This is a genomic window from Streptomyces californicus, from assembly GCF_000717645.1.
Classification (GTDB): Bacteria; Actinomycetota; Actinomycetes; order Streptomycetales; family Streptomycetaceae; genus Streptomyces; species Streptomyces californicus.
Genome location: NZ_JNZZ01000002.1, coordinates 123,668 through 143,967, shown reverse-complemented (window position 1 = coordinate 143,967; position 20,300 = coordinate 123,668). Strand labels below are relative to the sequence as shown.

The following is a 20,300-nucleotide window of genomic DNA, read 5'->3' as shown; positions in this document are numbered from 1 at the left end:
GAGAAGGAGGAGGGGTGCGGACCTCACCCGGTCGGCCGCTCCTCCGACCTGACGAGTTCCCGGTACGCCGACGCGACCTTGGTGAGCCAGGCCACCTCGGCGGCGAAGCTGACCGTGTCGGGATGGCCGAAGTCCCCTGCGTCCCTGCTGTCGTGAGGACGGGCGCCGGCTCGTCGGGCGTGCAGCGCCCGTCTGATCCGCGTCGCTTCGGCGAGCGCCTGCCGTTCCTCGTCGCCGGCCTCCGCTCCGGCCGCGTCCTCGCCGGCGGGGCCGGTGTAGGGCCGCAGCGCCCTGCGCCCGTCGCGTATCTCCACGGTCCTGCGGTGCAGCCGGTAGCGGAGGTGGAGGACCGAGGCGGAGCGGGGCGGCTCCAGCGCTATGCCCGGGAAGGACTCGTACAGGTCCCGCCAGAGGGGGTACAGGGTCCGGTGGGCGCGGTAGCGGGAGCGCCACTGGACCGCACCGGCCGCCGCGCCCTCCCAGGCGGGCGTGGTCAGCCCCAGCGACAGGACGACGATGCCCGCCGCGCTGAGGACGGAGGCCGCGCCCTGCCAGGCCCCGATGTCGATCCCGCAGGCCGCGGTCAGCACGTTGACGGCCCTGGCCGCGCAGTAGAGGAACAGGATCGCGGCGGCGGCCGAGAGCAGTCGCAGCGCCTGCCGCACCTGGGCCCTGGGCGTCGACCGGGCGTAGATCCGGAACTGCCGGAGGATGGTGACGCAGGGGACCGTCTGGGACGTGATGAACACCAGGAGGTAGACGAGCACCGAGGGATGTCCGCTGCCGGTGTTGAAGTCCGACGCCGGCCGGCCCGGGCCGTCGGCGAGGAGGAACAGGCCGGTCAGGAGCGTGCAGAGGGCCAGGCCCGTGGCCATCCAGCGGCGGGCCCCGCGCCTGGCCTCCCGCTCTTCCGTCGCCCAGCGCAGCAGGATGATCTGGGCGCCCACGCAGAACGCGACCGCGGAGACGTGCATCACCAGCACGGCCAGGTTCGGGACCCCCAGGAAGCTGTCGCTCACGGTGGCGACGATGCCCATCGAGAAGGTCAGGCACTGCAAGACGAGAGTGACGACCAGGACGCGGCGGGAGCCGTCGTGGCGGCCGCGCCGCAGTTGGAGGGACCGGTAGGCGAGGGCCGCGTAGGAGAAGAGCGCCGCGACGACGAAGCAGAGCGTTTTCACGGTGTTCACAGCATGGCTCCCGACCGGTGCCGCACGGACACGTGGCTCAGTCGATCTCGGTGTTCTCCCCCTCGGCACGGCCGCCGGCCCGCCGTGCCGAGCCGTCGTCACGAGGGGGAGGATCGCGACGTCCGACCGGTCGCGGGAGCGGCCGTGGCACGCTCCCGGCCGGTCGGCCGGGTGGCCCTGGCCGCCCGGCTCCCCGTGGGCCCGGCGGGCTCAGCTGTCCGGGCGGCCGCGCGAAGGGCGGTCCGGGGAGGGGCGCGAGGCCGGGAGCAGGCCGAGTTCGGCGGCCCTCACTCCGGCCTGGAAGCGGGAACTCGCCCCGAGGTACGCCATCACCTCGGCGACATGACGCCGGTAGGTCCGCACGGACACGGCGTTCTCGCGGGCCGCTATCTCGTCGGTGACTCCGCTCTCCAGCGCGGCCAGGACACGGTGGACGAGGGCCGGCCGGCCCCGTCCGTCGAAGGCGGTGCTGTCCCCTGCGGGCGTCGCGTCGCTCCACACGCTCTGGAAGAAGGCCTGGAGCGTGCGCAGCACCTCCGGTTCCCGCACCACCGAGCACCTGCGGCCCACGGCGGACTCGGCGACCACGAAGGCGGCGACGCCGTCGACGGTCACCGCCTGCAGCGGAGGAATCCGTGCCACGCGGACCGCCACCGGCCGTTCCCTGCCGAACTGTTCGCGTACGAAGTCGACGTCGAGGAGGGCCGGTGTGGTCAGCAGACGGATCGCTACGCCGTCGGCCGCCGTGCGGAGCAGTTCACGCTCGGCCCGGTCCGACCGGCGAGCGGCCTGGTCCGCCGCGCTCGGCCGCCGGGCGTGAACGATGTCGATACTGCGCGTGGCCCCGTTGATCAGGTTCTGGGCGGTCTCCAGCACCGCACCGTACTCACCGGCGACCGATGCGATCAGTTGCTCCTGGGCCGTGTGCGCACGGTGCATGGCGACGGACGACTCGATGAGCGCCTGCACTTCGAGCAGCGCCAGTTCGAGCTTGTCCTCGCGTCGGTCCAGCACGTCTCCGCGTCCTCTCCCGATGCGCCCCACGCCTGGGCGGCGCACCCTGTTCAGTGCGATTCACGGGCGGGCGGCCGGGTTGGCGGCCGCGGCCGGTCACGCGGGCAGCAGGCCGAGCTGTACCGCGCGGGCACCGGCCTGGAACCGGGAGATCGCGTCGAGGTCGCGCAGGATCTCCGCCACGTACCGCCGGTAGGTGCGCAGCGACACATTGATCTCGTGGGCGGCGGCCTCGTCCGTGTGCCCGGCGCGCAGCCGCTCCAGGATCTTGCGGACGAGTTCCAGGCGCAGGCGGGGGCTGAGCCGCAGATGGTCCGCCAGCCTGCGGGCGGCGCCCCAGGTGCCGGCGAAGAGGAGCTCCAGGGCGCGGACCGTGGCCATGTCGTTGACGACGGCGAACTGCTCGCCACCACCGGCGCAGTTGGCCGGCATCAGGGCCGTGAATCCGTCGACGACGAGCACGGCGCGCAGATCGCTGTCGGAGACCCGTACTTCCGTCTGCTCGAGGGGGAGTCCGGCCAGCCTCTCGGCCACGTCCGGCGCGATCTCGGCCGTACACAGCACGCGTACGACCGCCCGGCCGGAGTTCTCGCCCAGCACCCGCAGGACCGATTCGGTGAACTCACCGTGCCCGACCAGAGTGACCGAGACGGCGTGGTGTCCCCGGGCGATCAGGCGCTCGACGGACTCGCCCAGGTGAGCCGCGCCGGTCCGCGCGACCGGCACCGTGTCGCCCACCGAGCGACGGCGGTGCAGCACGACCGTGGACTCGATCAGCGTTCTGGCTTGAAGCAGTGCCTGTTCCACTTGAAGCGCGTGTTCACTTTCCGCCCGGTTTCCCGCCACGTTCAGGTCAGGCCGGTCGACTACCACTCCCACTGTGCTTTCCCCCTGTTGCGCCGCCGACGAGCGCTCCCTCGTCCGGCCCACCCCGTGACGGCTCCCCTGGCCCTCCCGGTCGACTGTCAACTTCCGCCCCCGACAAGGGAGTTAACTGACAGTTACTCGCTGGCCCAAGATTGGCGGAATCTCATCGGATTGTCAACTGACAGCTAATCCGGGAAACTGGTGAGTAACTGTCCGCTAAACTACTTCGGCGGAAGGAGATGATCGGTGTCGAAAACAGATGAACGTCCCGTCCTGGCCATACGCCTGGACGACCTCTTCAGGTCGGTGCGTCCCAAGGGCAAGACCTGGACGAACGCCGAGGTCGCGGGGGAGCTGAAGCAGATCAATCCGGCGCTCAAGGTCGGCGGCGTGTACTTGTCGCAGCTGCGGACGGGCGCGCGTTCCAACCCCTCGCCCGACCTCCTGGCCGCTCTGTCCCGGTTCTTCGGTGTCTCCGTCGCGTACTTCTTCGACGACAAGGTCGCGGAATCCGTTCTGTCCGAGGTCGCCGCCATCGAGGCCCTCCGGCAGGCCGGCGTCCGTTCCGTGGCCATGCGCGCCGCCGGCATGGAGAAGGAGAGCCTTCAGGCCGTCATGGCGGTCATGGACCAGTACCGCAAGATGCAGGGGCTGCCGCCGGTCACCGACCTCGCGGAGGCCGAATGAGGGCCTCGGACCGCAAGCGGCGCAGCCAGCTCAGGAGGCTCCGCAAGGACGGCGCACGGCGTATAGCCGAACTCGGGCTTCCGGCGGGAGCGGGGGTCTCCGAGCTCTGCCGCCACCTCGGCGAGATCCGCAACCGCCCCATCAAGCTGATCCGGATGCGCATGCCCGCCTGCCACCCCTGCGGCATGTGGGTGGCCGCCTGCGACGAGGACCTGATCTTCTACGACGCCAACACCAACAGCGCCCATCAGGACCACATCATCCTGCACGAACTGGGCCACATCATCTGCTGCCACCGAGGGGCGGGCTGGCTGGACGAGGCGAGCGCCCGCTCGCTCTTCCCCAACATCGACCCCGATCTCGTGCGGGACATGCTGCAGCGCACCACCTATGACGACGTGCAGGAACAGGAGGCCGAGCTCATCGCCTACCTCCTCGCCCGGCCGAGCGCCGGCGCCGGGGAACCCCCCGGTGGCGGCCCGGCCCCCACCGGCAGCGGCGCGCACGGGCAGTCGGCCGCACTGCTGCGCGTCGAGCGGACGCTGTTCTGAGGCAGGCGCCCCACGGAACCCGCGGACGGCTCTCCGCGCCCGGCCGACGACGTCAGCCACCGCTGGACGCCACCTCCTCGGCCAGGACGCGCACCGCACGGCCGATGTCGTCCGCACGGTGCTCACTGGTGAGGAAGAACCGCAGCCGCGCCTGCCCCTCCTCGACCGCCGGATGGAAGATCGCGTCGGCGATGACCCCCCTGGCGTAGACGCGGTCGGCGACGCGCAGCGTCCGGTCCGAGTCCCCGAGGACACACGGCACGATCGGCGTGTGCCGGCTGGTCCCGATCGGCAGACCGGCCGCCAGGGCCAGGTCCCGGAAGAGCTCCGCGTTGCGCCGCAGGGCCCGTACCCGCCCGGGCTCCGCGACGATCAGTCCGGCCGCCGCCAGCGCCGCGGCGGCGTTGGCCGGACTCAGCCCGACGCTGTAGACGAAGCCGGGCAGCGTGTGGCGCAGCCAGCGCACCGTCCGCGCCGAGCCGCCCAGGTACCCTCCGCAACTGGCGAACGCCTTGGAGAGCGTGCCCATCCACAGGTCGACGTCGCAACGCTCGACCCCGAAGAACTCGCCCACACCGCGCCCGTACTCCCCCACCGTGCCGACGCTGTGCGCCTCGTCCACCATCAGCAGGGCGCCGTAACGCTTCTTCAGTTCGATGACGGCAGGCAGGTCCACCAGGTCGCCGTCCATGCTGTAGGCGCCCTCGACCACGATGAGCACCCTCCGGTACCGGGCCCGGTTGGCACGGAGCAAGCGCTCCAGTTCAGCCGTGTCGTTGTGCGCGAAGGGACGCCGCGCCGCTCCCGACAGCGCGCAGCCCCGCAGGATGCTGTTGTGCGCGAGCGCGTCGTGCAGCACCAGGTCGTCCGGTCCGAGGAGGTGCCCCAGCGCCGTCACGTTGGTGGAGTAGCCGCTCACCAGGACGAGGCAGTCCTCCACCCCGAGGAAATCGGAGAGCGTCCGCTCCAGTCGTACGGTCAGCTCCCGCTCACCGGACAGCACCCTGCTCGCCGAGACCGACGTGCCGTACCGGTCCACCGCACGGCGCGCGGCCTCGCCGACCTCCGGATGACCCGACAGGCCGAGGTAGTTGTAGCTCCCGAAGGAGAGGAACTCCCGGCCCCCGACCATGGTCCTGTCCAGGATCTTTCCCTCGTGGACCCGGAAGTACGGGAAGTCGGCGCCGCCGCGGAGGAGGGCGTCCGCCCGCTCCTCGAAGCGGGCCACCTCCGGGAAGTCGTCGATGCGCGCGGTCGCCGCGCTCCAGCGCTCCGGCTCCTCGGACGTGAACGGCTCGGGCTGTGCGGCGTCCTCCTCCGTCCGGGCCGGGCGGAGCGGTGGCGCACCGGCACCCGGGGCCGGCGCCCCGTGGGCGTCGACCAGCGTGATCAGCCGCTCGACGGTCAGGCCGGTCGCGTACATCTCGTCGGTGGTGAAGCCCGGGACTCTCTTGCCGAGGCCGGCCTCCAGCTCCTGGAGCATGAGGGAGTCGAACCCGAGATCGCTCGTCAGCACCATCCGGCGGTTCAGCTCGTGGAGGGGGAGAACGCTCGTGCGCGAGACCTCTTCGAGCACGATCGACGCCGCGGGCCCGTCCCCCGCGGCCGGGCCGTCGGGGACCGGCCCGCGGCGCCCGTCCCCGGCTGCCCGGCGGACGGGGGCGTTGACCGGGTCCGGGGCCTCCCCGAGGTCCCGGGCCGACAGGTCCACCACCCAGTGGTGGCGGGGAGCGAGGGGGCTCGGCGGCAGCGTGCACGGGCCGAGCGGCCCCGGCGCCGCGCGAAGCCCCTGCCCGGTGACGGCCCGCAGCGCGAGGTCGGCCGGCGGTACCGCGCCGCCCCGGCCCGGTGCCGCCGGGGCCGCCGGCACGGTGTCGGCGGACCATCCGCCGACAGGCGCCGTACCGGCCGCCAGCCCGGGGCCGAGTTCTCCGGTGCGGCCCGCTTCCAGGGCCGCCGCCGCCGACAGAAGCGCGTCGGCGGCGGCCGCGGCGTCCTGGGCCACCACGGCCAGGCGCTCCGTGAGGGGGGTGCGCCGCGCCAGGGTGTCCGCCACCCGGGCCACCGACAGTCCGTCGGCCTCGATGGTGTGGGCCACCTCCCGGGCGTGGCGGGCCAGCCCGGCCCGGTCGCGGGCGTCGAGCACCAGCAGTCGCTCCCCCCGCTCCGCCGAGGCGGCGGCCGTGGGTCCGGGGTCCGCCGCCAGGGGCGTGGGCCGCTCCTCCACCACCAGGTGCACCCCCATACCGCCGAATCCGAACGCGCTCACCCCCGCCCGGCGCGGCTGCCCCGCGCCGCCCCACTCGGTCGGCGCCCGGGGAACGACCAGACCGGCGGCCCGGAGTGCGGCGGGCTCCGCCGGCTCGAACGGCGGTTGCGGAGGTATCACGCCCCGGTGCACCGCGAGGACCGTCTTGATGAGTCCGGCCATCCCCGCCGCCGCGAGCGAGTGTCCCAGGACCGCCTTCACGGCGCCGAGATGGGCCGGGGCGTGCCACCCCGCCCGCAGTTGCCGCAGGGCGTCCCGCTCGACGGGATCACCGACCTCCGTCCCGGTCCCGTGCGCCTCCAGGTAGCCCACGGAGTCCGGGGCCAGGCCCGCGTCACGGTAGGCCCTTCGCAGGGCGCGCAGCTGACCGGCCGCCTGCGGACGCATGCCTCCCGGGACGGCTCCGTCGTTGGCGGCTCCCACGCCCCGGATCACGGCGTACACCCGGTCGCCGGCCGCCTGTGCGTCGGCCAGTGGGCGCAGGACCAGGAGGCCGGCCCCCTCGCCGAGGACGAACCCGTCGGCCTGCGCGCCGAACGGCAGGCACCGTCCGGTGCGCGAGAGGGCCCCGATCCGGCACAGCCCCACGAGCAGGTCGGGGGTGAGGATCAACTGCGCGCCACCGGCCAGGGCGATACGGCAACGCCCCGCGCGCAGCGCGTACACGGCGTTGGCCACGGCGGTGAGACCTCCGGAGCAGGCCGAGTCGAGCGCGAAGCTCTCACCGTGCAGGCCGAAGACCGAACTGACGGTGTTCGGGCCCATGTTGAGGAGGAGCCCGGCCACGGACGAACCGTGCAGGTCGTCCACCGCCCCGACGGTCTCCGGCCATCCGGCGCCCGTGGCCCGCGCCCCGAACTCGCCACCGGCCAGTTGGCGCATCCGTATCCCCATGGTGCTGAGCTGGCGGTATCCGGACTCGGTGAGCGCGGTGATCACCGACGTCTCCTCCCGGTCGAACCCGCCGGCCTCCCATCCCGCGTCCTGGATCGCCTCGCGCGCCAGATCGATGAGCAGCCGATGCTGCGGGTCCAGCGACCTGGCCCGGCGCGGCGGCATTCCGTAGTGCTCCGCGTCGAAACGGCCCACGTCCGGCAGGAGCGCCATCGTGTCCGTATAGGCGGCGGACGCGTCGCGGGGGTCCTCGCTGAACAGGGCGGCCCTGCGCCACCTCGTGTCGGGCACCGTGCCGAACTGCGGCCGCGGGGCCATCAGGAGCCGCCAGTACTGATTCACGTTCAGCGCTCCCGGGAACCGGCAGGCCATCCCCACGATCGCGATGTCGTCGCGCACCGATCCCGTCGAACCCACCGTGCGATCCCCTCACTTGTCACGCCGGAACGTACGCAACATTAATGTGATCAATGCACCGTGGTCCGGTACATCATCAAAAGCGAGACGACTCGGGGGTTCGAGAGGCACCGCGGGCCCGCCACGAGTCCCGCGCGCCTCCGCCCGGGAGGTCCGGACGGCCTCAGGCCGGGGAGTCCCCTCGGCCCAGTCCGGCCGCCACCGACCGCGTCGCCGCGGCGGCGGGGTCGCCGGCCGCGACGGCGAAGTCGTGGATCATGGCGGCCAGGACCCGGTCCGGCCCGTGCGCCCCCACCAGGTAGCCGACGTGGTCCAGTTGGGCCAGGCCGTGCATCTGGCAGAAGAGCTGGCGCACGAGGAGGTCGGGGTCGGCGTCGCGGCGGAAGCGCCCCGCGGCGATGCAGCGCCGGATGGCGTCGCGCGGGTGGCGCAGGACGGCCACGCCCATCGCGCGGTCCTCGTCGGTGAGCGTGAAGCCGAGCAGCGTGGACCCGCCGAAGAGCACGGCGTAGACGTCGCGTTCGGCCCGGGCGAACGCCTGGTAGACACCGCAGAGTTCGGCCAGCTCGGCCACCGGGTCGTCGTTCCGGGCAACGGCCTCCACGCGCACCAGGAAGCGGTCGAACCCCTCTCGGGTCAGGGCGCGCACCAGCTCGGGCATGGAACCGAAATGGGTGTAGACGGCCATCGTCGAGGTCTCGGCCTCCTTGGCCAGCCTACGGGCGCTGAGTGCGGCGGGACCTCCCTCGGACAGAACGCGGGCCGCCTCGTTCAGCAGGCGGCGGCGCACCTCGGAAGGGTCTCTCTTGGGGGTTGACACCAGCCCACTGTAACGCTGTTATGAAGCGGACGCATAACGCCGTTATAGGCCAGAGAAGGGTGTGGGGAATGTTCGAGCTGCCACCGCGAAGAGGGACGCCGCTCGCCGAGGCCGACGGTGACGTCCACGGGGCCACCGAGGGCCACGGGCCTCCGCTGCGCCTGGCCGTCCTCGGCGACTCGGCGGCCGCGGGCGTCGGCGCGCTCAGCCACCGGGAGGCGCTCGCCGGGCAGCTCGCCCCCGCCCTGACGGCACTGACCGGCCAGGGCGTGTCCTGGCGGGTGACCGCGAGGGCCGGAGCCACCGCGGAGGCGGTCCGCCGAGGTCTGGTGCCGCAGCTGACCGATCCGCTCACACGCTGGACGCCCGACCTCGTCCTGGTGGCGGTGGGCATCGCCGACGCACGGCAGCTGCGCGGCCCCATCGCCTTCCGGCGCGATGTGACGCGCCTGGTGCGCGACATCCGCCTGCGCCTGGGCCACCATGTGCCCGTCGTGTTCGCCGGGCTGCCCTCCCTCGACCCCTCCGAGGACGCGGAGCCGGGCGTCGACCGCATCATGAGGGGCTACCTGTGGCTCCTGGACCGGCAGTTGATGTCCGTGGCGGCCCGTCACACCGCCACGTACCACCTACCCGCGGGACTGCCTCCCCGCATCCCCGCGGAATGGCTGGCGGCGGACCGCTTCAACCTCTCGCCCCAGGGCTACCGGGCCTGGGGCAGGACACTGGCCGCGGGCATCGCCCCGCTGGCCGAGCGGACCGCCGCCGGCCCCCGGACCGAACCGCTCGGCGGCTCCCCCCGGGGCGGCGGGGTCTTCGGGCCCCCGGACCCCGCGCCGTCGACGCGGAGCCGCTGACCGCCGGGCGGCGGGCGGATCGGCCTGCCGTCCCCGGTCCGGGCGGGAGGGCCGCTCGGCTGCTGGACACGCGGTCGGTCACACCACAGCCGGAGAAACAGAAAAACCCCACGTGACGTGGGGTTTTAACTGGTGTCCGAGGGGGGACTTGAACCCCCACGCCCGATAAAGGGCACTAGCACCTCAAGCTAGCGCGTCTGCCATTCCGCCACCCGGACCGGGTGTGTCGTTCGCGGTGTGTTCCCCGCGGCGACATGGAAAACAATACCAGGGGTTCGGCGTGCCCTTCACCCGCATATCCGGTGGTCAGTGCGGTGACCCGGGTCCGCGGTGCTCGGTTCCCCGGTCCGGGCGGGTGGCGGGGCTACCTTCGCGTCCATGAGTGATCGCGGCTACCGCCGGCCCCGCCCGCTGTCCCCTCTGCGCGAGCACCTGCGCGACACGTTCTGGTTCGCCCCGACCGCGGGGTTCGTCTGCGTGTTCGTGCTGTGGCTCGCCGTCTCGGAACTGGACGACACGATCGTCGCGCTCTTCCAGCGGGAGGGGGCGTACGACCGGCTGGCCGACCTCATCGCGTTCTCCCAGGACACCAAGACCGTGGTGACCGCGATCAGCTCGGCGATGATGACCTTCATCGGGGTCGTGTTCAGCATCTCGCTGGTCGCGGTCCAGATGGCGAGCGGCCAGCTCACCCCCCGCGTGGTGCGGATCTTCGTCCGGAGCCGGATCAGCAAGCTCACGCTGACGGTCTTCCTCGCCACCTTCCTGGTGTCGCTGCTGGTGCTGTCCTCGTACGAGAGCGAGACGGACCCGCGCCGGGTGGTGTCGGTCCCCCTGGTGCAGAGCCTGCTGATCCTGCTGCTCGTCGGCGCGAGCCTCCTGCTCTTCGTCGTCTACGTGAGCGCGACGCTTCGGCTGATGCAGGTGGGGCCGGTCGTCGACCGGATCACCCGTGACTCCCTGCGGGTCCTCGGCCGGATGCCGTCCGGCCCCGACGGGGAGGACGACCCGGGGCCGGAGACCGCGCGGGTGCTGTACGAGGGACGGTCCGGGGTGCTGCGGGACGTGAACACGGCGCGGCTGGTCCGGGCCGCGCGGCGGCAGGGCGTCGTCCTGCGGCTCGTCCCCCGGATCGGCGACTTCGTCGTGCCGGGCACGCCGGTGCTCGCCGTCCACGGCGGGGCCGCGCCGCCGCGCCGCCGGCTGCGGTCGGCGGTCTCCGTCTCGACCGAGCGCACCCTGCACCAGGACCTGGCGTTCGGGCTGCGCCAGCTCGTGGACATCGCGCTGCGGGCCCTCTCCACGTCGGTGAACGATCCGACCACCGCCGTGCAGTGCCTGGACCGGATCGTGTCGCTCCTCGCGGCCGTGGCACGGCTGCCGCTCGGCACCGTCCACCACCGGGACCGGGGCGGCCGGGTACGGCTCGTGCAGGAAGGGCCGGGCTGGGACGAGCTGGTCGATCTCGCCTTCGAGGAGATCCGCTGGTGTGTGGCGGGCAGCCCCCAGGTGACCCGACGGCTCATGGCCGGACTCGACGACCTGCTGCGGATCGTCCCCGGGGAGCGCGGGGCTGCGCTGCTGCGGCACCGCGCGCTGCTCGTCGGGACCGTGGAGCGTACGGTCCCGGTGGCCGCCGACCGCGCCTTCGCGCTGCGGCCGGACCGCCAGGGCATCGGGTAGGAGACCGGCGAGGCGGGGCCCCGCACCGGCCCGGCCGCGGGAGCCGGGCCGGTGCGGGGGCGGCGCGGGTCAGTCGCCGCAGCGGCCCGAGCGCAGGGAGTGCAGGTGCTCGCTGGACTTGCGGGCGAAGGCGAGCGAGTCGACCGGGTTGTCGTGCTCGGTCTGCCAGTGGTGGTAGCTGCGGCCCCGGTGGGTGCGGCCGGTGACCTTGGACAGGAACGTCCTGTAGTCGATGTCCCCGTCGCCGACGTCCGACATCCGGTACCCGTCGCGCGTCGTCTCGTCGCGGACGCCGTCCTTCACGTGGAACAGCGGGTACCGGTCCGGGTGCTTCATGACGTACGCCAGCGGGTCCAGCGGGGCCGGGGTGCCGTCCACCCGCCTGCTGAAGCGGAACTGGGCGCAGTACGCCCAGTAGATGTCCATCTCCAGGTAAACGAGGTCGGGGTCGGTCTCGGCGAGGAGCACGTCGTAGAGGCGCACCTTCGGCCGGTCGGTCGCGAAGGAGAACTCCTCGGCGTGGTTGTGCTGGTAGAACTTCATGCCGCGCTTGCGGGCCGCCGCGCCGTACGTGTTGAACTCCTCGGCCGCCCGCTTCCAGCCGTCCACGGTGGAGCCGTAGCGGAACGGGCCGGACGCCGTGCCGATGTGCTTGAGGCCGAGGGCCTGGGCGTCGTCGAGGACCTTCTCCAGGTTCTGGGCGAAGGTGTAGGCGCCGGGGTTGCTGTCGTCGTAGTAGCCGACGTGGCTGCCGATCGGGTTGAGCCCGTGGTCCCGGGCCAGCCGCTTGAGCTGGGCGAGGGTGATGGGGCCGGCCGAGCCCTGGGTGTAGCCGGCGAACTCGATCTCGTCGTACCCGTACTTCTCCAGTTCGGTGAAGACGGGGCCGAAGCCGAGCGTGGAGACCTGGTCGCGGAGGCTGTAGAGCTGGATGCCGAGGCGGCCGGGGGGCAGGACGGGCTTGCCCTTGCCGTGCCCGTGCCCGTGGCCGTGGCCGTGGTCATGTCCGTGACCGTGGCCCTTGCCGTGGCCCGGCCCGCGGTCGCGGCTGTCGGCCTGGGCGCTCGCGGTGCCGATGATGGTGGCGGCGGTGGCTCCGGCGGCGACACCGAGGATGTCGCGGCGGCTCAGTCTGCGGGCGAGTTCGGTGTCCTTGGAGGTGCGGCTCATGTTCGCGTGACTCCCTTGGGTGACATGGGTGAGCGGTGCGGTGCCGGGCGTTGTCAGTGCAGTCCGGCAAGCTGGAGGAGCAGGGACTTCACCTCGGTGGCCCTGACCCGGTCGGTGAACGCGTGGGGGGTGGAGCAGAGGATGAGCGGACCTTCGTCGTCGCTCTCGGGGAGGCGGCCGTGGCTGCCGCGAATGGGTGAGGGGTCCAGGGGGACGACCGCCATGCGGTAGCGCAGGCCGAGCTTCTTGCGGGCGACCGCCGAGACGGCCTTGACGCGGACGTAGGGGTCCTGGGGGTCCATGAACAGCTCGACGGGGTCGTAGCCGGGTTTGCGGTGGATCTCGACGAGCTGCGCGAAGTCGGGGGCGCGGGCGTCGTCGAGCCAGTAGTAGTACGTGAACCAGGCGTCCTTCTCCGCGACGGCGACCAGTTCGCCGGAGCGGGGGTGGTCCAGGTGGTGGGCCTTCTTGCCCTCGTCGTCGAGGAGCTGCTCGATGCCGGGCAGGTCCGCGAGGGCCTCCCGGGTCGCTTCCAGGTCCTCGGGGCGGCGTACGTAGATGTGGGCGAGCTGGTGGTCGGCGACGGCGAAGGCACGGGAGGCCATCGGGTCCAGGTATTCCATGCCGTCCTGGGTGTGGACCTCCAGCAGGCCCGCGCGGCGCAGGGCGCGGTTGATGTCGACGGGCCTCTCCACGCGGGTGATGCCGTATTCGGAGAGGGCGACGACGGTGCGTCCCTCGGCGCGGGCGTCGGCCAGCAGCGGGGCCATCGCCCGGTCGAGGTCGGCGGCGGCCCGGTGGGAGCGGGGGTCGTCGGGGCCGTAGCGCTGGAGGTCGTAGTCGAGGTGCGGCAGGTAGCAGAGGGCGAGGTCGGGGGTGCGGGTGGCGATGACGTGCCGGGTGGCGTCGATGATCCATCGGGAGGAGACGAGGTCGGCGCCGGGGCCCCAGAAGTGGAAGAGGGGGAAGGTGCCGAGCTTGTCGGTCAGTTCGTCGTGGAGGGCGGGGGGCCGGGTGTAGCAGTCGGGTTCCTTGCGGCCGTCGGCGTAGTAGACGGGGCGCGGGGTGACCGTCCAGTCGGTGTCGGCGCCCATGGCGTACCACCAGCAGATGTTGGCGACGGTGTAGCCGGGGTGGGCGCGGCGGGCGGCGTCCCAGAGCTTGTCGCCCTCGACGAGTCCGTTGTGCTGGCGCCAGAGCAGGACGTCGCCGAGCTCGCGGAAGTACCAGCCGTTGGCGACGATGCCGTGCTCGGCCGGTGTGGCGCCGGTGAGGAAGGTGGACTGGGCGGCGCAGGTGACGGCGGGCAGCACGGTGGTCAGGGGGGCTCGCGCGCCCTGCTCCCCCATCGCCCGCAGGTTCGGCATGTGGGCCAGGAGCTGCGGGGTGAGGCCGACGACGTCGAGGACGAGGAGGGGGGTGGGGCCGCCGGTCTCCTGGGCGGATTCCGTGCCGGGTTCGGGCGCGCTCATGGCAGTTCCTTGAGGCCGAGGTCGACCAGGAGGTCGCGGGCGAGGGTGAGTTCGGCGGCGATGCCGTCGGCGAGCTGGGTGCGGGTGCGGGGCCGCAGTTCGGCGGGCAGGGCCTGCCAGGTGTACGTCTCGACCTCCAGGTGCCGGGTCAGGGGCGCGGGGCCGCCGACGAGCCGGGCGAGGGTGTCGTGGAGGACGGGCAGCGTCGAGGTCAGCGGGGGTGCGGGAGGGGCGTGCAGCGGTACGTGGAAGTGGGCGCGCCAGGGGGTGGAGTCGGGGAGCGCCCGGCCGGTGACGGCCTCGTCGAGGTCGTCGGTGCCGCGCAGTCCGGCGGCGGTGCTGGTGCGGGTCTGGTGGAGGAAGCGGGGCTCGGCGAAGGCGGCGAGCGCGGCGCGCACCTCGGGCAGGTGGGGGTGTTCGGCGTGCAGGGCGGCGGAGAGCTGCGATTTGACGACGCGGACGCCGGCGGCGGAGAGGGCGGCGAGAGCGGTGCCGGGGTCTTCGAAGGAGGTGGCGAGGTGGCAGGTGTCGACGCAGACGCCGATGCGGTCGTGGCCGACGTCGCTGAGGGGGGCGATGGCGTCGGCGGTGGTCTCCACCGTGCAGCCCGGTTCCGGTTCGAGGCCGACGCGGATGGACTTGCCGGTCAGTTCGGCCAGGGCGTCGAGGCGCTGGGCGAGCGTGGTCAGGGCGGCGCGCGCGGTGCGGGCGGCCTCGGGGTCGCCGTCGTACGGGGTGCGCCAGGCGAGCGGCAGGGTGGAGACGGTGCCCTCGGTGACGTCGTCCGGGAGCAGGGCGGCCAGGAGGCGGGCGAGGTCGGTGGTGTGGGCGAGGCGGTCGGGTTCGGTCCAGTCGGGGCGGTAGACCCGGTACTTGACCTCGTCGGCGCCGAAACCCTCGTACGGGAATCCGTTGAGGGTGACCACTTCGAGTCCGCGGCCGTCGAGTTCGGAGCGCAGGGCGCGCAGTTCGGCCGGGTCGTTGGTCAGGGCGCGGGCGGCGTCGCGGGCGAGCCAGAGGCCGATGCCGAGCCGGTCCCGGCCGAGCCTGCGGCGGACGGGTTCGCAGTGGTCGCGGAGCTGGGCGCGGACGCCCGCGAGGGTTTCGGCGGGGTGGACGTTGGTGCAGTAGGCGAGGTGGACGGTGGTGCCGTCGGGGTGGCGGAAGCGCATGGCCTCACTCCCCGCCGCGCAGGATGGAGTTGCCCTCGTGGAGCGCGTCGGGGGCGGGGACGTCCAGGTGGAGGCGGCCGCTCCGACCGTAGAAGGCGACCGGGTTGCGCCACAGGACCTGGTCCACGTCGTCCTCGGTGAAGCCGGCCTTCAGCATGGCGTCGGCGACCTTGCGGGTCTTGAGGGGGTCGCTCCTGCCCCAGTCGGCGGCCGAGTTGACGAGGATCCTCTCCGTGCCGTGGTTCCGCAGGACGGCGACCATGCGGTCCTCGTCCATCTTGGTGTCCGGGTAGATGGAGAATCCGGCCCAGCAGCCGCTGTCGAGGGCGTCGCGCACGGTGGTCTCGTTGAGGTGGTCGAGCAGGACGTGCTCCGGCGCGAGGTCCGATTCGCGGACGACGTCGATGGTGCGGTGGAGGCCGGCGAGCTTGTCCCGGTGCGGGGTGTGGACGAGGGCGGGCAGTTCGTGGTCGGCGGCGAGCTGGAGCTGGGCGGCCAGCGCGTGGTCCTCGGCCGGGGTCATGGAGTCGTAGCCGATCTCGCCGACGGCGACGACGGAGTCCTTGACGAGGTAGCGGGGCAGCGCGTCCAGGACGGGGGTGCAGCGCGGGTCGTTCGCCTCCTTCGGGTTGAGGGCGAGCGTGCAGTGGTGGGCGATGCCGTACTGGGAGGCGCGGAAGGGCTCCCAGCCGAGCAGCGCGTCGAAGTAGTCGAAGAAGCTGGCGGGCGAGGTGCGGGGCTGGCCGAGCCAGAAGGAGGGTTCGACGAGGGCGCGGACCCCGGCGTCGTACATCGCCCGGTAGTCGTCCGTGGTGCGGGAGGTCATGTGGATGTGGGGGTCGAAGATGCGCATCAGGACTCCTCCGTGGGGGCGGGGGCTGCGGTCGGCGGGGCCGGGTGGCCGGCCGGTGCGGTGAGGGCGAGGGCGGTGCGCAGGTCTTCGGGTACGGGACGGCCCGCCGCCGTGCGTTCGGCGGCGAAGTCGGTGAGCATGCGGGCGAGTTCGGTGTCGCCGCGGGAGCGGTCGGCGAGCCGGGCGACGGCGGCGACGGGCACCTCGGTGAAGAGGCACTTCAGGACGGCGTGCCGCCAGGCGTGCGGGGCGAGGTGGTCGGCGGCGTAGGGGCCGACGGCCGCGGCGACCAGCCGGGTGTCGTTGGCGCGCAGGGCGTCCTCGACCAGGGGGAGGGCGGTGTCGCCGAGGTCGAGGAGGTGCAGGGTCAGCAGGACGGCGCGGCGTTCGGCGGCGGTGCCCTGTTCGTAGAGCCGGGTGATGGAGGCGAGCGGGGCGCGGGCCTCGACGAGCAGGAGCGAGCGCACGGAGTCGGCGTGCCGCTGACCGCAGTGGCGGCCGGCGGCGGCGTACCGCAGTTCCCACGACGGGGAGGCGTACGGGCTCGCCGCCGTGCGGGAGGCGTCGGCGGCCGCTCCGGAACGCGCGGCACCGTCGGCGGCTGCCTCGGAGCGCGTGGCATCGTCGGCGGCCGTTTGGGGGCGTGCGGCATCGTCGGCGGCTTCCGCGAGTGCCGCGTCGAGCCAGGCGCGGGCGGCCTCGCCGAGTTCGGCGTCGAGTTCCTCGCGGGACGTCAGCACGGGGCGGCTCCCTTCGTCGTGGCGGCGCGCCGGCCCGGTTCCCGGGTCATGGCGTCGCGCAGGAAGTCGATCGAGGCGCGGGCCAGTTCGGGGCCGGCGTGGGAGTGGCGGGGCAGTTCGACGACGGTGAGGCCCCGGTAGTCCGACGCGGCGAGGGCGGCGAGTACGGGCGGGAAGTCGATCTCCCCGTCCCCGAACGGGAGGTGTTCGTGGACGCCGCGCCGCATGTCCTCGATCTGGACGTGCCGGAGCCAGGGGGCACTGTCGCGGACGCAGTCCGCGGGTGACGCCTCCTCCAGGCACTGGCAGTGGCCGATGTCGAGGGTGAGTCCGAGCGGTCCCGGGTCGCCGAGCAGGCCGCGCAGGTGGTGGAAGTCGGCGAGGGTGGCGAGGAGGTGGCCGGGTTCGGGCTCGATGGCGAGGGGGATGCCGGAGCGGTCGGAGGCTTCGAGGACGGGGGCGATCGACTCGGTGAGCCGTTTCCAGGCGGTGTCCGTCGAGGTGCCGGGCGGGGTGACGCCGCTGAAGAAGTGGACGGCATGGGCACCGAGTTCGGCGGCCACGTCGACGGCGCGGACGAGCAGCGCGGTGCGGGCGGCGCGGGCGTCGGGGTCCGGGTCGAGCAGGGAGGGGCCGTGCTTGCGGCGCGGGTCGAGGACGTAGCGGGCCCCGGTCTCCACGGTGACCCGCAGGCCGAGGGAGGTGAGCCGGCGGCGGACCCGCCGGGTGCGCTCGGCGAGGTCGGGGGCCATGGGGTCCAGGTGCATGTGGTCGAGGGTCAGGCCGACGCCCTCGTACCCGAGGTCGGCGAGCAGACCGAGGGCGTCGTCGAGGCGCAGGTCGGTGAGCCCGTTGGTGCCGTATCCGAGGTGGAGGGTCATGTGGGGCTCACCTTCCGGGCGAGGCTGCGGGCGAGGGGGACGAGCCCCATGACGGCGAGGCCGGTGACCGGCGCCCCGGCGCGGGCGGCGAGCGCGGCCTGGAGCGGGATCATGGCCCGGATTCCCCCGCCGACCGCGCGCTGGGTCAGCGGCGGCGACGGGTTCAGCGCGGCGTGCAGGAGGGGTGGGGCCGCGGTGCGGACGTAGGCGGCGGTGAGCCCGAGGGTCAGGAGCCGCCCGGGGTCGTCGGCGGCCCCGGCGACGAGGGCGGGGAGGCGGGCGAAAGCGGCGGATGCCGGTCGCTCGCCGGGTGGGGCGTGCGTCGTACGGGTGGGGGCCGGGGTGGCGTGCCCGGCGCCGGGGGCGTGCGCGGGAGCGCCGAAAGCGCCCGTGGCGACGTGCCTGGTGCCGGGGGCGCCCGGGGTGGTGAGCGCGGGGCCGGGGGCACCCGGGGTGGTGTGCGCGGGAGCGCCGGGGGCGCTCGGGGTGGTGTGCGCGGGGCCGGAGAGCCCTCGGCCTCGCCGCTCCCCCGCCACCGCCGCCGCGAGGGCCGCCGTGGTGGCGAGCACGGCGAGGGGTGTGCCGGTGGAGCCGCCCTGCGCCTCGTGGCGGGAGACGGCGGTGACGCCGTACGTGTGCGCCCCCAGCACCAGCGCGGCGGGCAGCGCGGGCAGGACCGGTGCCAGGACTCCCGACGTGCGCGCGGCGGTCGTCGCCGATGTGCCGCCCGTCCCGGCAACGTTGTCGGGCCTGCCGCCGTCGCCCGCCGGCAGCCCTGCGGACGCGCCCGTCGCCGTGGCCGTCGCGCCCAGGAGCAGGTCCAGCGAGCGTGCGGCGGCCATGGCCGCCGGGCCCGCCTTCGTGTGCTTCAGGCGCAGGTCGTAGGCCCAGACCGTGGCGGCCAGGCCCGTGGCGACGGTCAGCGCGGGGCGTCCGGCGCGCGCCGCCAGGGCGAGCCCGGCCGCCGTCAGCGCTCCAGCCGCCCCCAGGGCCGCCGCCGGGCTGACGCGGCCCGAGGGGATCGGGCGGTGCGGGCGGTCCACGGCGTCCTCGTCGCGGTCGGCCCAGTCGTTGAGGGCCATCCCGGCCTCGTACAGGCACAGCGACGCGCCGGCGGCCAGTACGGTCCCCCGGCCCGGCCGGCGGCCCACCGCCGCCGCACCGGCCAGGGCGTCGCCGGGTACGGAGAACAGGGCGGAGACACGCAGCAGTTCGGCCCACGCCCGCAGCCGCTCCCGGGGAGTGCCCCGGACGGGGCCCGTACGGCGGCCGGCTTCCGGGGCAAGGCGGACCGGCCCCCGGCCGGTCTTCGGCCCGCCGCCGTTGCGGCTCCCGGGGCGCTCCCCGGGGCCGGGTTCGGGCCTGCCCGGTGCGGGCGCAGTCCCGCGCGCACCGGACAGGCGGTCTTCGGTCGGGGCGGGCCCGGCCGCGCCGTGTGCGTGTCCGGCCCGCCGCCCGGTCGGGGCGGCCGACAGGACGAGCGCGAGCGCGGTGCGCAGACGCCGCCTCATGCCCGGCCCCGCAGCCGCTCGGCGAAGCCGAGCAACGCGGCGTACTGCTCGGCGAGCGCCGCCGACGTGCCGCCGTCCGGGTCCTTGAAGTAGAAGCCCAGCTCCGGCAGGGGGCCGCTGATCCCGGCCTCGTGGGCGCGGGCGAGCAGCCGGGCGAGGTCCAGGACCAGCGGGGCGGCGAGGGCGGAGTCGCAGCCCTGCCAGATGGTCTGGAGGATCATGCGGGAGCCGAGGAAGCCGTCGAAGGCGATGTGGTCCCAGGCGGTCTTCCAGTCCCCCATGGCGGGCACGTCGTCGATGTGCACCTCGCCCTCGGGGGCGGCGCCGAAGGTGTCGGCGAGGACGCGTTCCTTTCCGGCGTTCTTCGCGGCGGCCGCCGCGGGATCGGCCAGCGCCGCCCCGTCCCCGCCGCCCAGCAGGTTCGACCCGGACCACGCCCGTACGGCGAGGGCGCGCTGGAGGAACATCGGGGCGAGTACGGAGCGGAGCAGCGTCTGGCCGGTCTTGCCGTCGCGCCCGGCGTGGGGAAGTCCACTGGAGGCGACGGCGTCGGTGAGCGCGGGGGTGCGCAGCCCGGTGGAGGGGGTGAAGTTGGCGTAGGGGCAGCCGGCGCGCAGGGCGGCGGCCGCGTAGAGGGAGCTGGCGGGCAGCCGGGGGTCGTCGGGGCCGGGGGCGGGTTCCGTGGAGGCGACGTTGACGACGACCGTGCGGGCCAGGCCGTGGCGGCGGGTGAAGTCGGTGAGGTCGGCGGCGAACGCGGCGATGAGTTCCTCGTCGGTGCGGGTGTCCCCGGGGAACGGACCGCCCGGGCGGATCTCGGCGTCGGCGACGTCGAGTTCGGCCCGCACGGCGGACGGAAGGCCGTGCGGGAGCACGCCGCCGTCGGCGAGCGCCTCGGCCCGTTTGGAGAGGGGGCAGTCGAGGGTGTCGTGGCCGCCGAAGACCAGGCTCGTCAGGGCGGGCAGGCCGGTGTCGGTGAAGGGAGGCGTCTCGGTGACCATGCCGGTCGGCGGGTGCAGCCCGGCGGCGATGGCGGCGCAGCCCGCGGTGGCGGTGGTCGCCACGGAGCCGCGTGCTCCGATGAACCAGACGCCGGTGCGTCCCGCGGGGCCCGTGAGGCCGGGGGCCCGCGAGGTGCGCGGGGTGCCGGTGCGGTCCGGTGCGTCGGTGCGGCCTTCACGGTCGGCGTGAGCGGTCACGGGCTGCCTCCCAGGGGCGGGTGGATCGGGTCGGGGGACGGCGGGCGGGGAAG

At 73.9% G+C, this 20,300-nt stretch carries 17 protein-coding genes and 1 tRNA gene; 4 read left to right on the top strand and 14 right to left on the bottom strand.

The annotated features are described in order from the left end of the window. Nucleotides 1–23: 23 nt before the first annotated feature. The 3 genes from IF19_RS0103125 to IF19_RS0103115 form a co-directional block, all read right to left on the bottom strand. Nucleotides 24–1,190: an MAB_1171c family putative transporter gene (locus IF19_RS0103125; protein WP_030113811.1), complete on the bottom strand. Its 1,167-nt coding sequence runs from the start codon at nucleotides 1,188–1,190 to the stop codon at nucleotides 24–26. A 210-nt stretch (nucleotides 1,191–1,400) separates the two neighbouring features. After that, nucleotides 1,401–2,204, bottom strand: coding sequence for a LuxR family transcriptional regulator (locus tag IF19_RS0103120; RefSeq protein WP_030113810.1), 804 nt, complete (start codon nucleotides 2,202–2,204; stop codon nucleotides 1,401–1,403). A 96-nt stretch (nucleotides 2,205–2,300) separates the two neighbouring features. Next, the gene (locus IF19_RS0103115) at nucleotides 2,301–3,011 is read right to left on the bottom strand and encodes a LuxR family transcriptional regulator (protein WP_078580443.1); all 711 of its coding nucleotides are present in this window, start codon (nucleotides 3,009–3,011) and stop codon (nucleotides 2,301–2,303) included. Nucleotides 3,012–3,317: 306 nt separating this feature from the next. On the opposite strand from IF19_RS0103115, the gene IF19_RS0103110 reads away from it, so the two are divergent. Together IF19_RS0103110 and IF19_RS0103105 are read left to right on the top strand one after the other, a co-directional pair. Continuing rightward, a complete protein-coding gene (locus tag IF19_RS0103110; RefSeq protein ID WP_030113808.1) occupies nucleotides 3,318–3,758 on the top strand; it encodes a helix-turn-helix domain-containing protein in 441 nt (146 codons plus the stop codon). Then, nucleotides 3,755–4,309 carry a hypothetical protein gene (locus tag IF19_RS0103105; protein ID WP_030113807.1) on the top strand — a complete coding sequence of 185 codons (555 nt, stop codon included), beginning with the start codon at nucleotides 3,755–3,757 and terminating at the stop codon, nucleotides 4,307–4,309. The genes IF19_RS0103110 and IF19_RS0103105 overlap by 4 nt, the downstream gene beginning before the upstream one ends. 52 nt (nucleotides 4,310–4,361) lie before the next feature. Here the strand turns inward: IF19_RS0103105 and IF19_RS0103100 are convergent, their stop codons facing one another. Together IF19_RS0103100 and IF19_RS01000000134495 are read right to left on the bottom strand one after the other, a co-directional pair. After that, nucleotides 4,362–7,844, bottom strand: coding sequence for an aminotransferase class I/II-fold pyridoxal phosphate-dependent enzyme (locus IF19_RS0103100; protein ID WP_030113806.1), 3,483 nt, complete (start codon nucleotides 7,842–7,844; stop codon nucleotides 4,362–4,364). 208 nt (nucleotides 7,845–8,052) lie between these two features. Then, a complete protein-coding gene (locus IF19_RS01000000134495; protein ID WP_032747254.1) occupies nucleotides 8,053–8,709 on the bottom strand; it encodes a TetR/AcrR family transcriptional regulator in 657 nt (218 codons plus the stop codon). 68 nt (nucleotides 8,710–8,777) lie between these two features. Here IF19_RS01000000134495 and IF19_RS0103090 point away from each other — a divergent pair, with 68 nt between their 5' ends. Beyond that, on the top strand, nucleotides 8,778–9,566 hold the full coding sequence (locus IF19_RS0103090) for an SGNH/GDSL hydrolase family protein (RefSeq protein WP_050490678.1): 789 nt from the start codon (nucleotides 8,778–8,780) through the stop codon (nucleotides 9,564–9,566). 130 nt (nucleotides 9,567–9,696) lie between these two features. Here IF19_RS0103090 and IF19_RS0103085 read toward each other — a convergent pair. Continuing rightward, nucleotides 9,697–9,784: transfer RNA gene (locus tag IF19_RS0103085), tRNA-Leu, on the bottom strand. 160 nt (nucleotides 9,785–9,944) lie between these two features. Here IF19_RS0103085 and IF19_RS0103080 point away from each other — a divergent pair. Further along, a complete protein-coding gene (locus tag IF19_RS0103080) occupies nucleotides 9,945–11,249 on the top strand; it encodes a DUF2254 domain-containing protein (RefSeq protein ID WP_030275909.1) in 1,305 nt (434 codons plus the stop codon). A gap of 69 nt (nucleotides 11,250–11,318) precedes the next feature. On the opposite strand, the gene IF19_RS0103075 is transcribed toward IF19_RS0103080, so the two are convergent. Genes IF19_RS0103075 through IF19_RS0103040 form a run of 8 tightly spaced genes read right to left on the bottom strand, consistent with a single transcriptional unit; the run spans nucleotide 11,319 to nucleotide 20,247 of the window. Next, nucleotides 11,319–12,419, bottom strand: coding sequence for a sugar phosphate isomerase/epimerase family protein (locus tag IF19_RS0103075; RefSeq protein WP_030113801.1), 1,101 nt, complete (start codon nucleotides 12,417–12,419; stop codon nucleotides 11,319–11,321). A 53-nt stretch (nucleotides 12,420–12,472) separates the two neighbouring features. Continuing rightward, nucleotides 12,473–13,891, bottom strand: a complete 1,419-nt coding sequence (locus tag IF19_RS0103070; RefSeq protein ID WP_030113800.1) for an alkaline phosphatase family protein — start codon at nucleotides 13,889–13,891, stop codon at nucleotides 12,473–12,475. Continuing rightward, nucleotides 13,888–15,063: a metabolite traffic protein EboE gene (eboE, locus tag IF19_RS0103065; RefSeq protein ID WP_030113799.1), complete on the bottom strand. Its 1,176-nt coding sequence runs from the start codon at nucleotides 15,061–15,063 to the stop codon at nucleotides 13,888–13,890. Before eboE ends, IF19_RS0103070 begins: the two co-directional genes overlap by 4 nt. Before the next feature lie 4 nt (nucleotides 15,064–15,067). Beyond that, a complete protein-coding gene (locus IF19_RS0103060; RefSeq protein ID WP_030113798.1) occupies nucleotides 15,068–15,916 on the bottom strand; it encodes a TatD family hydrolase in 849 nt (282 codons plus the stop codon). Next, nucleotides 15,916–16,656: an EboA domain-containing protein gene (locus IF19_RS0103055; RefSeq protein WP_030275907.1), complete on the bottom strand. Its 741-nt coding sequence runs from the start codon at nucleotides 16,654–16,656 to the stop codon at nucleotides 15,916–15,918. Before IF19_RS0103055 ends, IF19_RS0103060 begins: the two co-directional genes overlap by 1 nt. Then, nucleotides 16,650–17,537, bottom strand: coding sequence for a sugar phosphate isomerase/epimerase family protein (locus IF19_RS0103050; protein WP_030113796.1), 888 nt, complete (start codon nucleotides 17,535–17,537; stop codon nucleotides 16,650–16,652). Before IF19_RS0103050 ends, IF19_RS0103055 begins: the two co-directional genes overlap by 7 nt. Then, on the bottom strand, nucleotides 17,534–19,048 hold the full coding sequence (locus IF19_RS0103045; protein WP_030275904.1) for an SCO3242 family prenyltransferase: 1,515 nt from the start codon (nucleotides 19,046–19,048) through the stop codon (nucleotides 17,534–17,536). The genes IF19_RS0103050 and IF19_RS0103045 overlap by 4 nt, the downstream gene beginning before the upstream one ends. Further along, nucleotides 19,045–20,247 (bottom strand): inositol-3-phosphate synthase, encoded by a 1,203-nt coding sequence (locus tag IF19_RS0103040; RefSeq protein WP_030113794.1) that lies wholly within the window; start codon nucleotides 20,245–20,247, stop codon nucleotides 19,045–19,047. The genes IF19_RS0103045 and IF19_RS0103040 overlap by 4 nt, the downstream gene beginning before the upstream one ends. Nucleotides 20,248–20,300 lie beyond the last annotated feature (53 nt).

Bases quoted from the DNA above. Each gene is read 5' to 3' on its own strand.
- IF19_RS0103105 (WP_030113807.1), top strand. From the start codon at position 3,755: ATGAGGGCCTCGGACCGCAAGCGGCGCAGCCAGCTCAGGAGGCTCCGC.
- IF19_RS0103100 (WP_030113806.1), bottom strand. From the start codon at position 7,844: ATGGCCTGCCGGTTCCCGGGAGCGCTGAACGTGAATCAGTACTGGCGG.
- IF19_RS0103090 (WP_050490678.1), top strand. From the start codon at position 8,778: ATGTTCGAGCTGCCACCGCGAAGAGGGACGCCGCTCGCCGAGGCCGAC.
- IF19_RS0103080 (WP_030275909.1), top strand. From the start codon at position 9,945: ATGAGTGATCGCGGCTACCGCCGGCCCCGCCCGCTGTCCCCTCTGCGC.
- IF19_RS0103075 (WP_030113801.1), bottom strand. From the start codon at position 12,419: ATGAGCCGCACCTCCAAGGACACCGAACTCGCCCGCAGACTGAGCCGC.
- IF19_RS0103070 (WP_030113800.1), bottom strand. From the start codon at position 13,891: ATGAGCGCGCCCGAACCCGGCACGGAATCCGCCCAGGAGACCGGCGGC.
- eboE (WP_030113799.1), bottom strand. From the start codon at position 15,063: ATGCGCTTCCGCCACCCCGACGGCACCACCGTCCACCTCGCCTACTGC.
- IF19_RS0103060 (WP_030113798.1), bottom strand. From the start codon at position 15,916: ATGCGCATCTTCGACCCCCACATCCACATGACCTCCCGCACCACGGAC.
- IF19_RS0103050 (WP_030113796.1), bottom strand. From the start codon at position 17,537: ATGACCCTCCACCTCGGATACGGCACCAACGGGCTCACCGACCTGCGC.
- IF19_RS0103045 (WP_030275904.1), bottom strand. From the start codon at position 19,048: ATGAGGCGGCGTCTGCGCACCGCGCTCGCGCTCGTCCTGTCGGCCGCC.